The 20,010-nt window shown below is 32.8% G+C and carries 15 protein-coding genes; 10 read left to right on the top strand and 5 right to left on the bottom strand.

Features of this window, described 5'->3' with window-relative positions; translation table 11 throughout:
- Window positions 1-7: 7 nt before the first annotated feature.
- Window positions 8-406, bottom strand: coding sequence for a DUF3139 domain-containing protein (locus GKG00_RS05635; RefSeq protein ID WP_094206587.1), 399 nt, complete (start codon window positions 404-406; stop codon window positions 8-10).
- A 107-nt stretch (window positions 407-513) separates the two neighbouring features.
- Here GKG00_RS05635 and GKG00_RS05630 point away from each other — a divergent pair, with 107 nt between their 5' ends.
- Genes GKG00_RS05630 through GKG00_RS05620 form a run of 3 tightly spaced genes read left to right on the top strand, consistent with a single transcriptional unit; the run spans window position 514 to window position 1,085 of the window.
- Window positions 514-699 (top strand): hypothetical protein, encoded by a 186-nt coding sequence (locus GKG00_RS05630; protein WP_094206588.1) that lies wholly within the window; start codon window positions 514-516, stop codon window positions 697-699.
- Window positions 700-710: 11 nt separating this feature from the next.
- Entirely contained in the window at window positions 711-929 is a 219-nt protein-coding gene (locus GKG00_RS05625) for a DUF2922 family protein (protein WP_094206589.1), read from the top strand.
- A gap of 9 nt (window positions 930-938) precedes the next feature.
- Complete coding sequence (locus tag GKG00_RS05620) at window positions 939-1,085, top strand: YvrJ family protein (RefSeq protein ID WP_002835918.1); 147 nt, start codon at window positions 939-941, stop codon at window positions 1,083-1,085.
- A 132-nt stretch (window positions 1,086-1,217) separates the two neighbouring features.
- Here GKG00_RS05620 and GKG00_RS05615 read toward each other — a convergent pair whose 3' ends face one another.
- Together GKG00_RS05615 and GKG00_RS05610 are read right to left on the bottom strand one after the other, a co-directional pair.
- Window positions 1,218-2,339, bottom strand: a complete 1,122-nt coding sequence (locus GKG00_RS05615) for a transglutaminase domain-containing protein (protein WP_154254655.1) — start codon at window positions 2,337-2,339, stop codon at window positions 1,218-1,220.
- A 69-nt stretch (window positions 2,340-2,408) separates the two neighbouring features.
- On the bottom strand, window positions 2,409-2,948 hold the full coding sequence (locus GKG00_RS05610) for a rhodanese-like domain-containing protein (RefSeq protein ID WP_154254654.1): 540 nt from the start codon (window positions 2,946-2,948) through the stop codon (window positions 2,409-2,411).
- Between the two features lie 241 nt (window positions 2,949-3,189).
- On the opposite strand from GKG00_RS05610, the gene GKG00_RS05605 reads away from it, so the two are divergent.
- The 3 genes from GKG00_RS05605 to GKG00_RS05595 all read left to right on the top strand — a co-directional run bounded on the left by GKG00_RS05605 (window position 3,190) and on the right by GKG00_RS05595 (window position 6,677).
- Window positions 3,190-4,779 (top strand): potassium/proton antiporter, encoded by a 1,590-nt coding sequence (locus GKG00_RS05605; protein ID WP_154254652.1) that lies wholly within the window; start codon window positions 3,190-3,192, stop codon window positions 4,777-4,779.
- A gap of 76 nt (window positions 4,780-4,855) precedes the next feature.
- Window positions 4,856-6,037 carry a cation diffusion facilitator family transporter gene (locus GKG00_RS05600; RefSeq protein ID WP_154254651.1) on the top strand — a complete coding sequence of 394 codons (1,182 nt, stop codon included), beginning with the start codon at window positions 4,856-4,858 and terminating at the stop codon, window positions 6,035-6,037.
- Window position 6,038: 1 nt separating this feature from the next.
- On the top strand, window positions 6,039-6,677 hold the full coding sequence (locus GKG00_RS05595) for a phosphatase PAP2 family protein (RefSeq protein WP_154254649.1): 639 nt from the start codon (window positions 6,039-6,041) through the stop codon (window positions 6,675-6,677).
- Window positions 6,678-6,710: 33 nt separating this feature from the next.
- Here the strand turns inward: GKG00_RS05595 and GKG00_RS05590 are convergent, their stop codons facing one another.
- Window positions 6,711-6,968 (bottom strand): hypothetical protein, encoded by a 258-nt coding sequence (locus GKG00_RS05590; protein WP_154254648.1) that lies wholly within the window; start codon window positions 6,966-6,968, stop codon window positions 6,711-6,713.
- Between the two features lie 10 nt (window positions 6,969-6,978).
- Window positions 6,979-7,479 (bottom strand): ECF transporter S component, encoded by a 501-nt coding sequence (locus GKG00_RS05585; RefSeq protein ID WP_094206598.1) that lies wholly within the window; start codon window positions 7,477-7,479, stop codon window positions 6,979-6,981.
- Window positions 7,480-7,876: 397 nt separating this feature from the next.
- Here GKG00_RS05585 and GKG00_RS05580 point away from each other — a divergent pair, with 397 nt between their 5' ends.
- The 4 genes from GKG00_RS05580 (at window position 7,877) to GKG00_RS05565 (ending at window position 19,809) form a co-directional block, all read left to right on the top strand.
- Entirely contained in the window at window positions 7,877-13,489 is a 5,613-nt protein-coding gene (locus GKG00_RS05580) for a cell wall-binding repeat-containing protein (RefSeq protein ID WP_154254647.1), read from the top strand.
- 250 nt (window positions 13,490-13,739) lie between these two features.
- On the top strand, window positions 13,740-18,278 hold the full coding sequence (locus tag GKG00_RS08975; RefSeq protein ID WP_241673659.1) for a cell wall-binding repeat-containing protein: 4,539 nt from the start codon (window positions 13,740-13,742) through the stop codon (window positions 18,276-18,278).
- Between the two features lie 96 nt (window positions 18,279-18,374).
- Window positions 18,375-19,553: a carboxypeptidase-like regulatory domain-containing protein gene (locus tag GKG00_RS05570; RefSeq protein ID WP_154254646.1), complete on the top strand. Its 1,179-nt coding sequence runs from the start codon at window positions 18,375-18,377 to the stop codon at window positions 19,551-19,553.
- Window position 19,554: 1 nt separating this feature from the next.
- Window positions 19,555-19,809, top strand: a complete 255-nt coding sequence (locus GKG00_RS05565; protein ID WP_154254645.1) for a DUF2442 domain-containing protein — start codon at window positions 19,555-19,557, stop codon at window positions 19,807-19,809.
- The last annotated feature ends 201 nt before the right edge of the window (window positions 19,810-20,010 follow it).

Raw genomic sequence — 20,010 nt, 5'->3', positions numbered from 1 at the left:
TCACCTCTTAATACCATTCTTCAGTGTATTTCATGTATTTTGCCTTTTTGAAATAGGTGTTTCCGATAGGACTTCCTGTAGGGTATTCGTAAATAAAAACAATGATTTTGTTCGTATCTTCAAACAAATGCGGCAAACTTTTCAATCTAAAATTAACCAAATGATAACTGTATTTGTATTCAACCAATGGATCATCCTTGAAAATCACATTAAATTCATGATTACCGGATTTATAATCATAACTTGATGAAATTTTCAAAATATTATCTTTATTAGTTCCTTGCTGTTGCATAAAAGAATACAGCCTGTGTTTTCCACAAAAATATTGAACTGGATGATTAACAGTCCATCCGACAATTAAGTAGACGATTACAATTGTAAGTAGAATTTTAAATAACCTTTTCATAAATTTCACAACCTTTCTTGTGTTAATTACATTATACCCAAATTTTTCAAATCAGAATAGTAATAACTCTCCTACAAATGTATGTATAAATGAAAGGGGGAGTGAAAATGAAAAAATTAAAAATCACTTCAGTAAATGATGTAAACGGAACACAAAAGAAAAGTTCCAAGACATTCAGTAATTTATCATCAACAGTTACTAACGAAAACTTGAAAAGTGCAGCGTATGCAATCAATTCATTAGTAGATTCTGATGAAAAACATGCGTATGTAGTAGAAGAAACAGAACTTTAGGAGGTATTTAAATGCAAGAATATTTACAAATCAAAATAGGCAATGATTCAAATGAAACAATGACTATCAACTTAACAAACTATGACCGTGCGAAAACTGAACAAGAAATCAGCACAATAATGGACAAAATCTTAGAAGCAAAAACATTCACTGGCAAAAAAGATATCTACAACAAAAAAGTCTCAGCAGATGTAATAACTGTAGATAAAAAACCAATGAACATACAATAAGGATAACAAATGGACGAATTCTTAAGTTTTGTCGGTAACGTCGGCTTTCCCATTTCAGTGACAGCATTTCTTCTAATAAGAGTTGAATCCAGATTAGAAGACATCAAAATCTCCATTGAAAAGCTGAACGCCATCCTCACTAACTTAAACAGATAACCTTAATTTCATATATCATTTCCTAAAATTAAATCAACAAACCGGTAAGTCTAATAAAAGATTACCGGTTTTTTACGTTACAAATAAAAAATCGACTCACTAAGAGCCGATTTTCTTACTTAAATTTACAATTTATTTTGCTTCTTCAAATTTGATGTTGTATTCAAAATCTGCTGGATTGTAGTAATCAAGAGCTTTTCCTTCTACTTCTGCGTATGGATAACCGAAGTTATTAAGTGGTTTGTCGTCTTGTTTTGGTTCAAGAGTAAGATCACGACCTGTAGTCAATGCTACACGAAGTGAATCCATTCCACCCCAATAATAATCAGCAAGTTCTTTTGTTTTTTCATCAGATTTGTCTAGTTTTTGTTTCAAAACAGCTTTCAAAACATCGCCTGGATCTGCTTTAACCCAACCTTGACCTTGAAGGTAGAATTCAGACCAGCAGTGTTGACCTTTTGTTTCGTCATCAGATGCTTTCTTGCTCATTCTTACACCGAAGATTTCACGAGCAGGAACGCCAGCTGCTCTACACAAAGCTACGAAAACTGAGTGAATGTCAGTACATTTACCTTGTGGCATATCCAATAATTTTTCAACTTCACCAGTACCGCAACCTTTTACAGATTCGTCACGGTTCATATTAGCGATAGTCCAATCGTAAATTGCTTTTACTTTGTCCAAATCAGTAGTCTTGCCTTCAGTGATTTTGTCAGCAAGTTCTTTTACTTTACCATCAACAGGCATCATGCTGTGTGGTTGCAAGAATTCTTTAAGTTCGTCTTTTTTAGCTTGATCTTCTTTTTCAGTAAGTTCTCCTCTTTTGATTTCCTTACGTTCAGCATCAAAAGATAGAGAAACCTTACGGTCAGTTGCTTCATTGTCCCATTCAACATAAAGCATTTTGTTACCTAACTTGTCAGTAGTTTGTTGTTGTTTAGCGTGAGCTTCATCCAAATCTACCTTAACGTTAGAAATTTTTTGGTATTCTGAATCTTGTGGAATTGGTAACCACAATTTTACAGATTTGCCTTTATCGTATTTTGACAAATCAACATTTGTTGTCAAAGTTCCTTTTCTTTCTGCGAAGTTTTCTTCCTTCTTTTCTTCTTTTTTGATTTCTATCTTATTAGTGTCTTCCTTTGCAGTTTCTTCCTTCTTAGTTTCAGTATTTTCTTTTGTGTTATTCTTAGCACATGCTGATAAACTAACCACAAATACCAATAAAAGTAAAATCTTTAATGCTTTTTTCAAAAAACATCCCCCCTTATATATTTTTACATAAAATTAGGCAATATATGAAATATTGCCCAATTAAATATCTTATTTTGCTGCAGAACCTTCGATTTTATATCCTGCATCCATCCAAGCAACAATTCCGCCTGGGTGACGATATACATTTGTAAATCCAGCTTCTTTTGCGATAATTGCGCCGACATCACTTCTAGCACAACCAACAAAACCACAGTATACAACAACAGTTTTGTTTTTGTCTTCGCCCAAAGCTTTCAAGAAAGCTTCTTTTTGTTCTGGTTTTAATTCGTCTGCTTTCATAGGCAATTCTGCATTTACAGCGCCAGGAATTCTGTTTTTGTCAAAAGATTTAGCTGGCATAGTGTCCACTATAACCATGTCTTTCTTTTGGTCAATCCATGAATTCAAATCTTCTGTAGATACAAGTTCATATCCACCCTTGTTGACAGCATTTACAAGTTTCATACTTGCAGTTTCAATTTTTTGTTCGTTACCGTCTTTTGCAGTTCCAGGACCTTTGTTATCAGCTCCAGGAGCAGCTTTTTGGCAACCAGTTGCCAATACTAAAATCATGGCAAATAATGTCAAAGCTTTAATGAATTTCTTCATTATGTAATCCCTCCTAAAATATTCTATATACTTATTATATCGTAAAATTTTGGAAAATTTGAGTTTTATTTATTGAAATAATTTATAAATGGGCTGTTTTCAGGGTAAATTTGTGTCATTTTCTATAAATGACATACAATTAATAGATTTTTTATACAAATAATCAATTTACGATTATGATATACTATAGTTAATTGACATTTAGTTATTAATTTATTCATCAATTTCCCAAGGAGGATTTATGTATATTTTAATCGTGGCAGTGGTGCTTTTGTTGGCGCTTTTGGCTGTTAAATTTTCAAATAGATATGGTATTCCGTCGTTTCTATTGTTTATTATTTTAGGAATATCGTTTAATTTTTTCGGAAAAGATTTCAATAATTACAGGTTTGTGGACGAATTTTCAAGCGTCGCGCTTTTGATTATTATGTTCTACGGTGGTTTTGGTACAAATTTGCAAATGGCAAAATCTGTGACAACACAGGGAGTTATCATGGCAAGTGCAGGGGTTGTGCTTACGTCTGTTCTTACGGGAGCTTTTTGTTATTTTGTACTTAAAATCAGTTTCGTGGAATCCATGCTTTTAGGTTCTGTCGTAGGTTCCACGGATTTTGCTTCGGTGAGTTCGATTTTACGAAGCAAGAATTTGAATCTCAAATACTCCACTGCATCAATGCTTGAGATTGAAAGTGGTTCTAACGACCCGACGGCTTACACTATGACTATGATTTTCTTGTCGATTTTGATGGGGTCAAAGACTTCTGTGTTCAAACTGATTTTGCTTCAAGTTGGAATTGGGCTGTTGATTGGTTTTTTGATGGCAAAATTAACAGAAAAATTGATTTTTAAGATAGATTTCTCACAAGACGGTCTGTTCACTGTTCTGATTATTTCCTGCGCACTTCTAACTTTTGCTATTAGCAAGAATTTGGGAGGAAATGCGTTCTTGTCAGTGTATGTACTGGGAATTATGATAGGAAATTTGGAATATTATAGGAAGAAAGAGGTTGTGTTCTTCTTCGATGGTTTTTCGGGAATAATGCAGATTGGTTTGTTCTTTTTGCTGGGACTTTTGGCAGATCCTAAAAGCATCGTGAGGGCTGTTCCTGTGGCTTTCTTGGTGATGGTTTTTATCACAATTATTGCAAGACCATTGGCAAGTATTTTGCTTTTGAAACCATTTGGCTACAAGAAGAATCAACTTATTGTAATTTCTGCGGCGGGTTTCAGAGGTGCGGCTGCGATTGCGTTTGCGATTATGGTTATCAACAGTAACGCAAAGTTATCTGTGGATTTGTTCCACATAATTTTCGTGATTTGCCTGTTGTCTTGTTTAATTCAAGGATCCCTTTTTCCGATTATTTGTAGGAAAACCGATATGATTGATCCTGACGATACTGTGCTTAAAACTTTCAATTACTACAGTACTAAAAGCGATGTTGGTTTTATCGAAACGAAAATAAATGAGCACAGTGAACTTGTAGGAAAAAAGGTTAGCGAGATTGGGCTTCATTTCGATATAATTGTTGCAAAAATTATAAGAGATAACAAACTTGTAGTTCCACGTGGTGATACTGTGATTTGTGCAGATGACACTGTTGTAATTGGCGGCAAATCTTATTTTGATCCGACAGGTTACGGTTTGGTTGAAATCACAATCAGCGACAAAAACAACTGGAATGGCAAGAAGTTAAAGGATATCGATATGATTGACACAGAACTTGTGGTTATGATTCAATCAAAGAACGGAGAAATAATCGTTCCTACGGGCAATGTTACGCTTAATGTTGGGGATAAGTTGATTATTCTAAAAGAAACGGTAAGATTGTAAATATTTTGTTAATTGTGAACATTTGATATAAAGTCTGATATAATAATAAAATAATTACATTTTAAGGAAGGATTTTATGATAGATTTTTTGATTCAAAAATTTGTTAAGAATTACGAGGACACGCAAAGCTTCACTACGCGTAGATCATACGGGAATTTGAGCAGTGCTGTGGGATTGTTCATTAACTTATTTTTATTTTCTACTAAATTAATAATAGGATTACTCACTAATTCCATAGCGATAATGGCTGATGCTATCAACAATTTATCGGATTGTTTCAGTATTATTTTGATGGTTTTAAGCTTTAGTATGAGTACAAAACCCGCCGATGAAAAACATCCGTACGGTCATTCACGATTGGAGTACATTTTCTCGTCGTTGATTACGATTTTGGTTATTTACATCGGTATTAAATTGGTCGTCGCATCATTCAAGAAGATTATTCATCCGGAAGTCATCACATTCAACATTTACTCGTTGATCGTTCTAATCGTAGCGATTGTGGCGAAGTTTTGGCTTAGCAAATTCTACTACAAAATTTCCAAGAAAATCGACTCTGATTTGTTGATGGCAACATCTGTGGATTCAAAAAGCGACTGCATATCCACATCCATCGTACTTATATCTGTCGTAGTATTCAAATTGACAGGACTTAATATCGACGCATACATCGGACTTTTGGGTGGTGTTATCATCATCAAAAACGGATTTGAAATGATAACTGACACTGTGGACAAACTTTTGGGAACGGGTGCATCCAGAAAATTCGAACGTGAAATCACCGATTTCATCACATCATATGACGGTATTTACGGAGCACACGATTTGAGAGTTCACGATTATGGTCCAGGTCACATCTTCATAACTGTAGATGTGGAAGTGGATAGTTCCGAAGAATTCATCAAACTACACTCATTAGTTGATAGAATTGAAAGAGATTTGATAGAACAAAAAGGCGTGTACTCCACAATTCACATGGATCCGTTGGCAGTCAACAATCCAGAAGTTCAAAACTTACACGAAATTGTCGCAAAAATCATCGACGATGTAAACGACGAATGGATATTGAACGATTTTAGGATTTGTCCTAAAAAAGAAGGCGATGAGATGATTTTTGACATCAGAGTAGATATAGATGAAGAAATGGAAGACAAAGAAATAGTGGATATTGTGAAGGACAAAATCCTATCGCAAATCACTGACTACAAGCCAATTATAGCGATTACAAGAGGATATCAAAGAAGAAACTTTTATTAAAATGAAAAACATTAAACGAATTTACGATCAAAATCCACTCAAATTCATACTTGAAGTCTACGCAGTGTATTTGGTGTGGTTTTTTGCAATGGAAAAAATAGCCAATAGAAATTATCACATAGTATATTCGAAACTAGACGACTACATTCCTTTTTATAAACCAGCGATACTTATGTACTCGTCGTGGTTTTTGATGTTAGTGATACCATTTGTCTACCTTTTGAAGAGAAAATCATACGATAATATGTACGACATAATTATCCCGATGTTTTCTGCGATGTTCATATCACTGATAATTTATATGATATATCCGACAGCACTTAACATCAGAGTAACTGATATCACTGGAAATGATATTTGTTCGTGGATAATAAAGGGAATTCACAAGATAGACCCACCAAATAACGTGTGTCCAAGCATTCACGTATCTACAACCGTGATAATTGACAATCAGTTTCGAAGAATATTGAAAAATAAAGGAAAATCGAAGGTTTTATTCTTATTGTGGGATGCGGGAATTTGCATAAGCACAATGCTTGTAAAACAACACAGCATTATCGATGTAGTGTGTGGAATTATTCTAGCTCATGCTATACTTTTCGTATTCAACAAAAAACAAAACACAGCTTATCACTATTAGTGACAGGCTGTGTTTTTTGGTTTGTAGAATAATTTATTTGTTTGAAACTGGGAAAACAAATGAAAATATCATTAAAATCGCAAACGCGAAAATTGATATAACATTGATTATAACGTGAATTAGTCTGAGATTTTTGTTGGATATTTGATTTCTTAAAGCCAAATTCAAAATAGCGAACGGAATCAAACACAACAAAACAAAACCTTGTTGACCGAATCCATCAAAAAATATCAGTCCGATTAATACAATAATTTGTGCTAAATAAGAAAATGGTATTAGCAATTTCTTCATAAAATACTCTCTAGTCTTTCAATATAGATTCAGTTATTTTTAAAAATCTCTTCCAAATAAGTGCGAATATCACAAAATTCACAGCAGCTTGGACTGAGTTTGGAAGAATTGTAGCGATTGCCGTCTTGTTTCCGTAAAGAATTACAGATGTGAAGTAATATCCAACAACCATCACCAATTCACAGATAATTCCCGCAGTTAGAACTGTAGATGTTTTTTGATTGTTGACTTTTTTCAAGAACAATCCCATTACAAGTGCCATCAAACCTTTGACAACGAATGTAAATGGTGCAAACGCTGCATAACCAAGCAGCAAATCCGCTAAACTTGAGCCAAACGCAGCGGAAATCATTCCTATAACTGGTCCGAATGCGACAGTGGATAATAATATAATGAAGTCTCCAAGATTAACATAACCCATCGCAGGTGACACTGGGATTTTGATTACCATCGTGAAAAAAGCCGTAAGCGCGATGAAAATCGCAGTTGTAGTAATTTTTCTAGTGTTCATTTAATCCTCCTCTCATATATTATAGAGTATTTGTGTGGTGGTTGATAGTAACAAATTCTGAAAAATTTATGGTAACAGATTTAATAATAAAATTTATTTGAAAAAATATTTTTGAAAAATAATGTAACAAAAGGGCACGTTTTACACATTATTATTCAATTAAATAATAAAAAAACAATGAACAATAAATGTTATCAGTAATTTGTCCAAACAAAACTACTTAATTTGCAAAATGCGTGGATTATTATCTTTATTTTGATGAAAACGATAGAAGTATATTTATAAAATACGAATTTCAAAATTAGTTTGACATTTATGTTTTTGTTAAGTAAAATTATCTTATGAGCAAAAAGCAATTATTTTGCCGTTTTTGCATATAAAAAAGTAGGAGGGAAATATGAAACCATATTCCAAAAAGTTTTTAGCTAGTGTGTTATTGTTTTCATTGGTATTACCAACTGCAACAACATTTGCAACTAATCAAACAGATAGCACTACATATGCTAAACTTCAAGAACAAGGCGTGAAGGCAGATGAAGAAGTCAAAGTTATCGTAGAAACTAGTGACAAAGCTGCTATCGAAAGAGAACCAAACGTAAGAAGTGCGAGATTCTCAAAGGCTGTAAGGGCATCTGAAACAGATGTTAGGAAAACTGCATCCAAAATCGAATCTAAGTTGAAAAAAGAAAACGTTAAAGTAGACAAAGATGAAGAATTTTCTGCAGTTATCACAGGTTTCTCAGCCAAAGTTAAAGCAAAAGACATCGACAAATTGAGAAAACAACCAGGAGTTAAAAAGGTTACAACTCAAATGAAGGCTGAAAGACCAAAAGGAGGAGCATCTCCAAACTTGGCTTCAGCTCCAGGAATGATTAAGGCTAATACTTTGTGGGATCAATACGATTTCTCAGGACAAGGAATGTTAGTTAGTATCATAGACACAGGTGTCGATCCATCTCACAAAGACATGAAATTATCTTCTGATATTAAATCAAGATATAACAGTGAAGCTGAAGTAAACAAAGTTATCAAAGAAAACCAATTAAAAGGTAAATGGCACAGCAAGAAGGTTCCTTATGGATACAACTATGCTGATGAATCCCAAGAAATCAGAGATTCTGGTATCGGTGGATTCCACGGAATGCACGTAGCTGGTATAGTTGCTGCAAATGGTGATGCAGAAAATGAAGGAGTAAAGGGAGTAGCACCAAACGCACAATTATTAGCGATGAAGGTATTCAGCAACGATGCATTAGTATCTACAGTTTACGAAGAAGTATGGTTGAAAGCGATTGACGATTCCATCAAACTTGGTGCAGATGTATTGAACATGAGTTTGGGAATGGGTTCAGGTTACAGTAGAGAAGGAGTATCTCCTACAAACGAAGCATTCAATAAAGCTAAAGCTGCCGGCGTTGTATGTGCAGTTGCCATGGGCAATGACCGTGTTACAAACTGGGGCGGAGAAGGCAAGACAAACTTAGCTATTAACCCTGACTTTGGTACTACAGGACACCCTGCAGTTGCAGATCCATCATATTCTGTAGCATCAATGGAAAACACAAGCCTTAAAGGAAGAAATGTCTTAGTTGAAGGAAAAGATATTGCAATCTCAACAGGTACTGCAGAAGGCGCAGACGAAAAAACAACTACAGGAATGCGTGAATACGTTCACGTTGGTTTAGGAAATACTGAAGAACAATACAACGGACAAGATGTAACTGGTAAAATCGTTCTTGCACAAAGAGGGGCAGCTTCATTTAATGATAAAGCAAACCTTGCAAAATCAAAAGGTGCAGCAGGTATTATAATTTATAATACTCCTGATGGCAACAACTTATCATTTATGTCTGGAATGGAAAATAAGGAATTCCCTTCAGTATTCATTAGTAATGAAGCTGGACAACAATTAATAAAACTATTAGATGAAAACCAACAACAAAAAATCAACATTACAGAAGTAAAATCTGTTAAGAATGATAAGGGTGGACAAATGAGTGAATTCTCATCTTGGGGAATTACTCCTGATTTGAGATTGAAACCAGACATCGCAGGTGTTGGTGGACAAATCTACTCAACAATTAACGAAGATAAATACACTATGATGAGTGGTACATCAATGGCAACTCCACAAGTTGCAGGTGCAAGTGCATTAGTAATGCAAAGATTGTACAAAGATGGTTGGTTGAAGAGAACTGCTGATGGAAAACCAGACCCAATCCAAGAATACTTGACAGTATTGGTTATGATGAACACAGCAACTCCTGTAAAAGACACAGAAGTAGAAGGTGCTTCATTGTACACACCAAAACAACAAGGTGCAGGTCTTGTTAACCTTGAAAATGTTGTTAAGACAAATGTAACTGTAACAGCTACAGGTGGAAAAGATACAAAAGAAGATGGTAAATTAGAACTTGGAGAAGTTGGAGATCAATTCAACGCTACATTCAAATTAAAGAACTACTCTAAAAAAGACATCACATTTACACCAAAATACATCTCATTAAAAGATGAAGTTAAAGATGGAAGATACACAGAACATTCATCCGTTGCAGAAGAAAAAACATTACCACAAGTTACAGTAAAAGCTAACAGTGAAGTTGAATACAAAGCAACAATATCTACAAAAGGAATTGATAAGAATCAATTTGCACAAGGATATGTAATGTTCGAATCAGAAACTAATCCTACACTTTCAGTTCCTTATACAGGATTTAAGGGAGATTGGTCACAACCACAATTCTTGGACAACATGCCTGATTTCAGTAAAGATGTAAACTACAAGCCAATAGAATATCCTAATGGTGGAGTAGACAAATCAGGATTTATGAGAAGACAAGAAAAAGGTGGATGGAACTACTGGAACGCTTGGAATGTCGACGGCAAACCAACAGTATTCGTTAACTCCAACAAACAAGAAGGAATGAATGTTGAAGTTTCTCCAGTAATCACAATCATGAGAAACGCTCTTGATGTAAAATACGACATCTTGGATAAAGATGGAAAAACATTGAGAAACTTATTCATCGACCCAATTCTTCTAAAAGTTAATGGATTGTACAAAGACAATGGTAGATACAACTTTGAATACATTCCTGGTGGAGCAGCTTGGGATTTCAAAGATCAAAACGGAAATCCAGTTGAAGAAGGACAATACATCTATCAAATCACAGGACACGTTGATTACAAAGATGCTAAAGAACAAAAATATCAATACAACATATTGTTAGATAACCAAGCACCAAAACTAAGCTACAAATACGACAAAGAAAACAGAACAATAACTGTAACTGCAAAAGACGACAGAGCAGGTGTATTTAGCGTAGGATACGAAAACACAAAAACTGGTGAATGGTACGAACAAGAAGTTAGAAAAGACGAACAATTCAGTAATGTTGGAATAGTAAGAGATTACTCTTATACATTCAAAATAGCTGATGGATTTGACTTGGCTAACTTAAGCATTTACGCTTGGGATAACTCCAGAAATGTTCAAGGAATGGATATAGATACAGGAATAGCTTCTAAAATTGAAATCAAACCAATAGAATTGAAAGTAAATGATCCAATTCCAGAATTAGAACAAATCAAAGAACACATCGTTGGATTACCAAAAGATGCAGAAGTTAGAATATTGGAAAATAATGTTAAAACTACAGAAAATCCTGGTGAATTTGGAATTAGAGTATCTGTTAAGATTGGCGATATGGAAACATATTACTGGATTCCAGTTGTTATAAAAGGTGAAGAAAAACCAGAAGAACCACAACCAGAACAACCACAAGAAAAAGATCAAACAGTTTACACAATGCCTGTAATCAGAGTAGATAGCCCAGATTACTATCAAGCATTTGGTAAATACGAAGACGAAAAAGACCCAGAAGCTTACAAGAAGATTAACGTTAAAGGTAATGTTACAAAAGTAGATCAATTAGACAAGTTAACATTAACTATAACTAGAGATGGTAAACAAGTTGAAGGAACAAAAGCTCAAGAAATCAAATTCAACAAAGAAGGAGACAGCAGTTACTCATTCGACCATGAATTAGATATTTCTAACTTAGCTGACGGATATGTTTACGAATTACAAATCAAAGCTGAAGGATTAAACGTTAGAGGAGACAGCATCGAAGATACTATAATCAGAAGAATCAGAAAAGACTTCGAAGCTCCAACAATTGAATACACTGTAGTACGTGAAGATGAAAAATCTCCAATGGCTACAATCAAAGTAAAAGGTCATGAAAATATGACATACTTCGAAATGTATCTTAACGAATCAATGCTAACAAGAATTGACAAAACTTGGGATAATTTCGAAATTGAAGAAGGAATTTCTGGGGGATTTGAAATAGAAGTTCCATTGGAAATTGGCGAAAACAAATTCCAAATCAAAGCATACGACGATGCTGGAAATGAAGCAATTGAAGAAGTTGTAATCAACAGAAAAGATCCTAATGCAGTAGATCCAGTTGATACAAAAGATTTATTAGACAATATTCTTAAAGCAAAATCAATTGTAGAAGTTTCTGAAAAATACGCTGTTACAGAAGAACAAATAGCTGAAATTAACAAATTAATCGAAGAAGCAAAAGCTGTTATTAATGAACAACAACCACAAGAAAAGGTTGATGAAATCAACAACAAATTAACAGAAGCATTAGCAAATATTAAAGAAAAAGAAATTGAAAAAGCTAATAAAACACAACTCATCGGTCAAAAAGAAGATGCAGAAGAATTGTTGAAGAAGAAAGATAAATACGTTCTTGATGAACAACAAGAAAAAGCATTGCAAGATTTGATCAAAAAAGCTGAAGATTTAGTTAAGAAAGAAGATGCAACTCAAGAAGAAGTTGACACATTAGCTAAAGAAATCAAAGACTCATTAGCTACAATTAAAGAAAAAGAAGTTGAAAAAGCTGATACTAAAGAACTTCAAAATCAAAAAACAAATGCTGAAGAATTGTTAAATAAGAAAGAAGAAAATAAACTTAATGAACAACAAGAAAAAGCATTACAAGATTTGATCAAAAAAGCTGAAGAATTAGCTAAGAAAGAAGATGCAACTCAAGAAGAAGTTGACAAGTTAGCTAAAGAAATCAAAGATGAAATAGCTAAGATTAAGGAAAATACTACAACTCCAGACGAAAAAGAAATTAAAACAGAAAGAGTGGCAGGAAGAAGCAGAATTGAAACAGCAGTAGAAGTTTCCAAGAAATACTACGAATCAGCTGATACAGTAATCATAGCAAACTACGAAAAATTTGCAGACAGCTTATCAGCATCAGCATTATCGAAAGCATTAAAAGCACCGATCCTTCTTGTACAAAAAGATCAATTAGATTCAGTAGTAGCACAAGAAATCAAGAGACTTGGAGCTAAGAATGTAATCGTAATAGGTGGAGAAAAATCAGTAGATAAAACAAAAATCGGCCTATCACAATACAACGTTAGAACAATAGCAGGAGCTAATCGTTATGAAACAAGTGCTAAGATTGCACAAGAAGTAATCAAACTAACAGGAACTAAAAAAGCTGTAGTGGCAAGTGGAGAAAACTTTGCAGATGCATTAACAGTAGCACCACTAGCAAACAAAAACAACATGCCAATACTACTTGTACAACAAAACAACATACCAAAAGCAACACAAGAAGTATTGAAACAAATCGACAAAGTAATAATTGTAGGTGGAGAAAAGACAATCTCCAAAGAAGTAGAAAACAAACTACCAAACCCTACAAGAATTGCAGGAGCAAACCGTTACGACACTGCTAAGAAGATTTACGAACACGGCTTCAAAGACAGTAAAGAAGTTAACATCGCAAACGGAACAAACTTTGCAGACAGCTTAGTAATAGGCTCCATTGATTGCCCAATATTATTAGCAGAAGCAAATGAAATTCCAGAAGCTACAAAACAAGCTTTTGAAGAAGCAAAATTTGAAAAAGTTAATGTATTTGGTGGAGAAAACTCAATAAGTGAATCAGTTGTAAAAGAATTGATCAAATAGAGTGAAAAAATCGCACGATAATATCGTGCGATTTTTTTTGTGCCAAAACGGAGTTATTTATAGAAAAATCAAATAAATAAAAAATGCGTATAAATGCTTAAAAATCATAGTCATTTAACAAACGTATCATTTTATCAAACAAAATTTTAGAGTATTTAGGGCTATTTATTTAAAATCATAATAAATGATTGATATAAAAAAGTACTTATTAATGTTAAAATAATTAAGACTATATATTTTAGGAGGAATAATGAATAATAAAATTAGTAAGAGAATAGCAAAGCAGATATTATCATTACTATTAGTATTTAACATGGTACTATCTATTGTTGCACCAGCTATATCGTTTGCAACAGCAAATGAGACTGAAGACAATAAAATAATATCTGTAGTAGATGAAAAGGGAGATGCATTTAACGAAAAAGTAGAAATTGTTTTTAAAGATTTAAATGCTAATAAAGATTATAGTGTGAAAACTGAAAAGGGTAAGATTGATTTATCCAATTTACCAAAAAACACTGAATTGAAAGTTGAACTAAAAAACAAAAATGATATTAAAAATTATGATCTTTTAGATTTTCAAGGAAATTTTAGTTATATTTATAATAATTCACACATATTGATTGATAATGGAAGTTCTGATAAATCTGAAAAGAAATTAGATAAGATTAGAATTAAGAAAGTTAGTCCGATGGAAGTTAAAGTTCTTGATGAACAAGGATATTTGATTACAGAACCAATCGAATTTTTATTTACTGACAACTTTAACGGAATATCTCCAGTACTTACATCAAAAGATGGATACTTAGACTTCTCAGGAATAAAATTAAAAGATCCTAATAATTTCTTTCAAGCTAAGGTTTCATTTCCTAAAGACAACAAGCTAAAATTAAAATATGCTTCTGAAAATCCAGACGAAATGGATATTGCTACCAATAAAGAAAACACAGAAGTACAAGTAATTCAAGAAGAAGGATATATGTCTAGAGGAAATCATTCAATAATAATTGAAGGATACAAGAGACCAGAAAAAAATACTGAAGAAACTCCAGCTGAAAATAACAAGGATTATCAATTAGAAATATTAGATTCAAAAACTAATAAAAAGATAACTGAAGAAATTGAATTCAAATTTGTCGATACTTGGGATGAAGATGAAGAATATCCTCAAAACATAAAAAGCAAAGACGGTATTTTAGATTTGTCAAAAATCGAAGACAAAGATGCTATGTACGACGTATCTATAGTTAATAATGATAAATATAAAATAACAAATCTTTTAACTGCAGATGGAAAACCAGCAAATATTAAATTTAATGGTAAAGAAATTCAAGCATCTGATGGATCAGGTAAACCAGCCGTTTTAAAATCATTGGTATTAGAAAATACAAAACCAGAAACTAAGCCTACAGTTGACAATGATTACAAATTAGAAATATTAGATTCAAAAACTAATAAAAAAATAACTGAAGAAATTGAATTTAAATTTGTCGATGCATGGCCATTTGGTGAAGATGTATACACTAAAAACATCAAAAGCAAAGATGGCATTTTAGATTTATCACAATTGGAAGACAAAGATACTATGTACGATGTATCTATCGTTAATAATGATAAATATAAAATAACAAATCTATTTACTGCAGATAAAAAACCAGCACATATCAAATTTGATGGTAAAGAAATCAAAGCATCTGATGGATCAGGTAAGCCAGTTGTTTTAAAATCTTTGGTATTAGAAAATACAAAACCTGAAGAAAAAGAATTAAAAAATAGAGAAATTACAACTATTCAAGACATTAAAGTAGAATATGAAGATGGAAAACCTGTTGAAGATAACTTACATTTCCATACTTTCAACAAAGAAAACAAGGATATGCATGATTACTATACAAAAGATGGATATCTAAAAGGAGTTAAAGCTCCAGTTGGAAGTAGAATGAAATTGGGATTAGCAGAACTTACAGAATTTTTAACTTTAACAAACGGAAAAGTTCCACACAAATATTTCAACTATATTTGGTTCAAAACTGATAACAAATCAGTAGCTAAAAGTTACGACATTCAAACTAAACAAACTGGCGAAAAAATTGAAAAAATCATAGTAGTTGAACGTCAAAGCTTAATTGGTAATGAACCTAAGAACAAAGAAAGATCAAATATTTCTATTGATGTATATGATACAACAGCTAAAAGAAAACTAAATGAAAAAACTGTTTTGTTTAGCTTAGTTGGTGCTCACCAAGAAGAAACAGTTGAAGCAAAAGATGGTAGACTTGATTTAGATTTATACAAAGATACAATGTATACAATCAAATTAGATGCTTCAATACAACATCCATACAAATCAGATGGAATTAGAATTCAAACAAAAGACGGTAAGACTCTTTTAGATGAACAAGGAAATAAACTAGATAGAATTGATGTTTTCCAAGGCTCATATTTATCAAGAATTTATGTTATTCATGGTCAAAAACATGTTAACAAAGATATTAAATTCAGAATAGAAGAAGTTGGTAATCCAAATAATGTTCAAATTAGATCAAAAGAAGGTCTTTTCTTGAACATGGATGTTATGATGGATAAAACATACAAGATTTCCATGGAAGGTAAAGATGATGAATACTACATGGAAAAACCTATCGAATTCAAATTAGCAAAATCTCCAGATGATGGTTTATATTGGCCAATGGTTGACGATAGATATCCTGAACAAGGTAAAGACCACAAATTAAAAGCAGTATTCTTGAAGAGATACGATGGTAAAGACAATGAATTACCAGGATTAGACGACAATACTGATTGTCCAACTTGTCCAGGAAAACCAGAAGCAGAAGAAGAACCACAATCATCATGTAATGTATCCACAGTAAAAATCAAAACAAAACCAATTAATGTTGAATTACCTGAAGGTGCAAACAAAAATGATCTTGTATTCAAATTGTTTAACTCAAGTAAACAAAGATACGAAGGTGAATTCAAATTAAACGAAAATAATCAATTACCAGCATTGGATTTGTATGAACATAATTCATATTTCATCCAATTAATATCAAAAGATTATAAGATGTTTAACCAATATATTCAAGCATATAAAAACAACGAATATGCATATAACTTCAAGAAAAATATGCTTCAAGATAAATTAGTTGTAACTAAGAAAACTCCATTCGAAGGACTTAAAACGGATGTCGAAAGAATGTTGGCAAATTTGACTAATGGAACTGATGGTAAACATCAATTTAATTTAAGATTAATTAACAAAGGTCAAATTGTACCAAATACAAAAATTAGATTCTCAAGTGAATTTGATACTTTTGAAGTAACATCTGATAACAAAGGTGTAATTAAAGTAAGATTGTATGAAGATGTAACATATAATTTGAGATCACTTGATGACAAATATGTTATAGACACATTCCCATTAGTTGTTAAAGATAAAACTGAATGGGGAACAGAAGGCAATAAGCTTTTATTCGATCATTCATCTTGTAATGGAATCCAAGATATTAAATTAATCGATGCAAAACAAGGAAAAGTTAATGGACAAGTAACTTGTAGACCAGGAAATACAACCATAACTGGTGCTGACTTTAAACAATTAAGTTTATTAGCTTATCATTTAGATAATAATAATTACCCAATGCTTAAAGGTAAAGAAGCAATGGTATTGGATTTGGTATTAATCAATAGTATGAGACAAAACTGCGAAAAATCTAAGTATGCAGACGGAGATTTCACTATTTTAAGAAAACTTCCAGCAGGAAAAGAAGTAGCAGATGTTTATTTCATCAACAAAGACAATACTAAAGAAAAATTAACATTTGAACAAAAAGATAATATTGTTAAAATAACAGGTGTTCATTCTCTTGGAATAAAACCACTTGCTATAGAATACAAATCAAATCAAGTTGAATTCCCAGATGAAAAAGAAATTAAAACAGAAAGAGTGGCAGGAAGAAGCAGAATTGAAACAGCAGTAGAAGTATCCAAGAAATACTACGAATCAGCTAATACAGTAATTGTAGCAAACTACGAAAAATTTGCAGACAGCTTATCAGCATCAGCATTATCAAAACAATTAAAAGCACCAATCTTGTTAGTTAAAAAAGATCAATTAGATTCAGTAGTAGCACAAGAAATCAAGAGATTAGGTGCTAAGAATGTAATCGTAATAGGTGGAGAAAAATCAGTAGATAAAACAAAAATCGGCCTATCACAATACAACGTTAGAACAATAGCAGGAGCTAATCGTTATGAAACAAGTGCTAAGATTGCACAAGAAGTAATCAAACTAACAGGAACTAAAAAAGCTGTAGTGGCAAGTGGAGAAAACTTTGCAGATGCATTAACAGTAGCTCCATTAGCAAACAAAAACAACATGCCAATACTTCTAGGACAAAAAAATAAAATACCAGAAGAAGTAAAAGAAGTATTGAAACAAATGGAAGAAGTATTAGTAGTGGGTGGAGAATTAACAATCTCCAAAGAAGTAGCAAACAAACTACCAAACGCTACAAGAATTGCCGGAGCAAACCGTTACGACACTGCTAAGAAGATTTATGAACACGGCTTCAAAGACAGTAAAGAAGTTAACATCGCAAACGGAACAACAGCAGCAGACAGCTTAGTAATAGGCTCCATTGATTGCCCAATATTATTAGCAGAAGCAAATGAAATTCCAGAAGCTACAAAACAAGCTTTCAAAGAATCAAAATTTGGAAAAGTTAATGTATTTGGTGGAAAAAACTCAATAAGTGAATCAGTTGTAAAAGAATTGATCAAATAGAGTGAAAAAGTCGCACGATAATATCGTGCGATTTTTTTGGCTAAAATTGGGAAAAAACGCTTCTTTTGTGATATATTATTAAATAGGAGAAGTGTTATGAAAATTTTGAAAAAACTACTATTCGTTTTAGTGGTGATAGTTATGATACCTCAAATCGCCACAGCATCGGAAATAGATAAAATAGACAATATAATCAATCCAAATAGAGGACAAAATGATAGTGTTAGCAAGAAAATTATGCAAAACTTTAAAACTAACTTATCATTTGCAGTAAAACAAGCGATGGATGAGGATAATGCTATATTAAAAATCACCGTATTAGACAAAAAAAGCAAACCAATACCAAAAGTTGAGATAATAGTAACTGATCTTCAGACTGGCAAATCTCGAGAAAATCAGACAGACGAAAAAGGAGAAGCACAATTTTATAAGCTTGCACCATCAGAACATTCCGTGAAGGTAGTGTCTGCTCCGTCGGGATTTTTCTTCGATGAACAAAAAGTGTTACTTGAAAACAACACCGATAATTCCAAAACTTTGATTGCCAAGACAAGAGAGGACAAGGACAAGAAATACAAAATAACTTATAGAATTACCGACAAATACGCAATTGCCCTGAAAGAAATAGATGTCAGATTGCAATCGGATACAAAAGAATACTTGTCAAAAACCGATATGTTTGGTTATGCGTATTTTGAAGTAGAAGATCCTGGAAAATATCAGGTGTACGTGGACAAAATGAGTGAGTATTTTGAAAGACATGACAATTTCAAAATCAATGACATTGAGATTAATTCAAATTCTGAAGAATCTATTTATAGTTCACAAATAGACGAACAAATCAAAAAAGAGTTCGAATCAGCACTTATTATCAACGTGAAAAAAGCCGACAAACCACAAGAGAAAGTTCTGGTTTCATTAAAAGATAGAAGAACAGATATGTATGCATTCCAGTACACAAATAAAGAAGGAAAAGCAGTATTCGACAATTTGTTTCCGGGAAACTACGTTCTTACTGTAAATAACGAAGATAGATTGACTGAAAACGGAGTCGGAGGAGTTATTTTAAAAGAAGGGCAAGTGCGTGAGTTCGATGTAGTATTGTCACAAAGTGATTTGTCTAAGAAATCCCTTGTGGTAGAAAAGAAGGAACACGTCGATGAAAAACTCCCAGAATCGGGAAATAAAGACGAAAGAATGACGATTTTATTCTCTGTGGGAATAATAGTGTTGGCGTATTTATTATTGAACAAACAAAAAAGAGAAAATAATTGATATGAAAGATCCTAATTGGGTAGTAAAATCGGTACAGGCAAAAAATGATTATACTCTAATTTTATTATTTGCAGATGGTAGCACAAAAATTTACGATGCCAGACCTCTTTTAGAGAAAAATATTTATACTAAATTAAATAATCCTGTATTTTTTTCAAAAGCTAAGGTAGAATGCGGGACTGTTGTTCGGAATGATGATATAGATATATCACCAGAACATTTATATGAATTTTCTACACCTTTGAATGAAAATTAATCTAAAAAAAAGACCTGCGTGAGCTGAACCCGTAAACACGGAATAATTTAATAATATTTTAAGCGGAATGTAATCTGTACATAACAGGGGACATTCCGTTTAATTTTGTTTTAATCCTATCTTCAGAGACTGTGAAATAGTTTGTGTATAGAAGCCTCCTGATATAATAGTAATCAGGAGGATTTTAAAATGCCAAGAAAA

It is taken from the genome of Finegoldia sp. BIOML-A1 (assembly GCF_009678325.1).
Taxonomy (GTDB): Bacteria; Bacillota; Clostridia; order Tissierellales; family Peptoniphilaceae; genus Finegoldia; species Finegoldia magna.
The sequence above is the reverse complement of the archived record's forward strand: the minus strand, read 5'-3'. Positions and strand labels throughout refer to the sequence as shown.

Coding starts and splice junctions, on each gene's coding strand:
- GKG00_RS05635 (WP_094206587.1), bottom strand. CDS start 406: ATGAAAAGGTTATTTAAAATTCTACTTACAATTGTAATCGTCTACTTA.
- GKG00_RS05605 (WP_154254652.1), top strand. CDS start 3,190: ATGTATATTTTAATCGTGGCAGTGGTGCTTTTGTTGGCGCTTTTGGCT.
- GKG00_RS05580 (WP_154254647.1), top strand. CDS start 7,877: ATGAAACCATATTCCAAAAAGTTTTTAGCTAGTGTGTTATTGTTTTCA.
- GKG00_RS05595 (WP_154254649.1), top strand. CDS start 6,039: ATGAAAAACATTAAACGAATTTACGATCAAAATCCACTCAAATTCATA.
- GKG00_RS05590 (WP_154254648.1), bottom strand. CDS start 6,968: ATGAAGAAATTGCTAATACCATTTTCTTATTTAGCACAAATTATTGTA.
- GKG00_RS05610 (WP_154254654.1), bottom strand. CDS start 2,948: ATGAAGAAATTCATTAAAGCTTTGACATTATTTGCCATGATTTTAGTA.
- GKG00_RS05620 (WP_002835918.1), top strand. CDS start 939: ATGGACGAATTCTTAAGTTTTGTCGGTAACGTCGGCTTTCCCATTTCA.
- GKG00_RS05585 (WP_094206598.1), bottom strand. CDS start 7,479: ATGAACACTAGAAAAATTACTACAACTGCGATTTTCATCGCGCTTACG.
- GKG00_RS05570 (WP_154254646.1), top strand. CDS start 18,375: ATGAAAATTTTGAAAAAACTACTATTCGTTTTAGTGGTGATAGTTATG.
- GKG00_RS08975 (WP_241673659.1), top strand. CDS start 13,740: ATGAATAATAAAATTAGTAAGAGAATAGCAAAGCAGATATTATCATTA.
- GKG00_RS05600 (WP_154254651.1), top strand. CDS start 4,856: ATGATAGATTTTTTGATTCAAAAATTTGTTAAGAATTACGAGGACACG.
- GKG00_RS05565 (WP_154254645.1), top strand. CDS start 19,555: ATGAAAGATCCTAATTGGGTAGTAAAATCGGTACAGGCAAAAAATGAT.
- GKG00_RS05625 (WP_094206589.1), top strand. CDS start 711: ATGCAAGAATATTTACAAATCAAAATAGGCAATGATTCAAATGAAACA.
- GKG00_RS05630 (WP_094206588.1), top strand. CDS start 514: ATGAAAAAATTAAAAATCACTTCAGTAAATGATGTAAACGGAACACAA.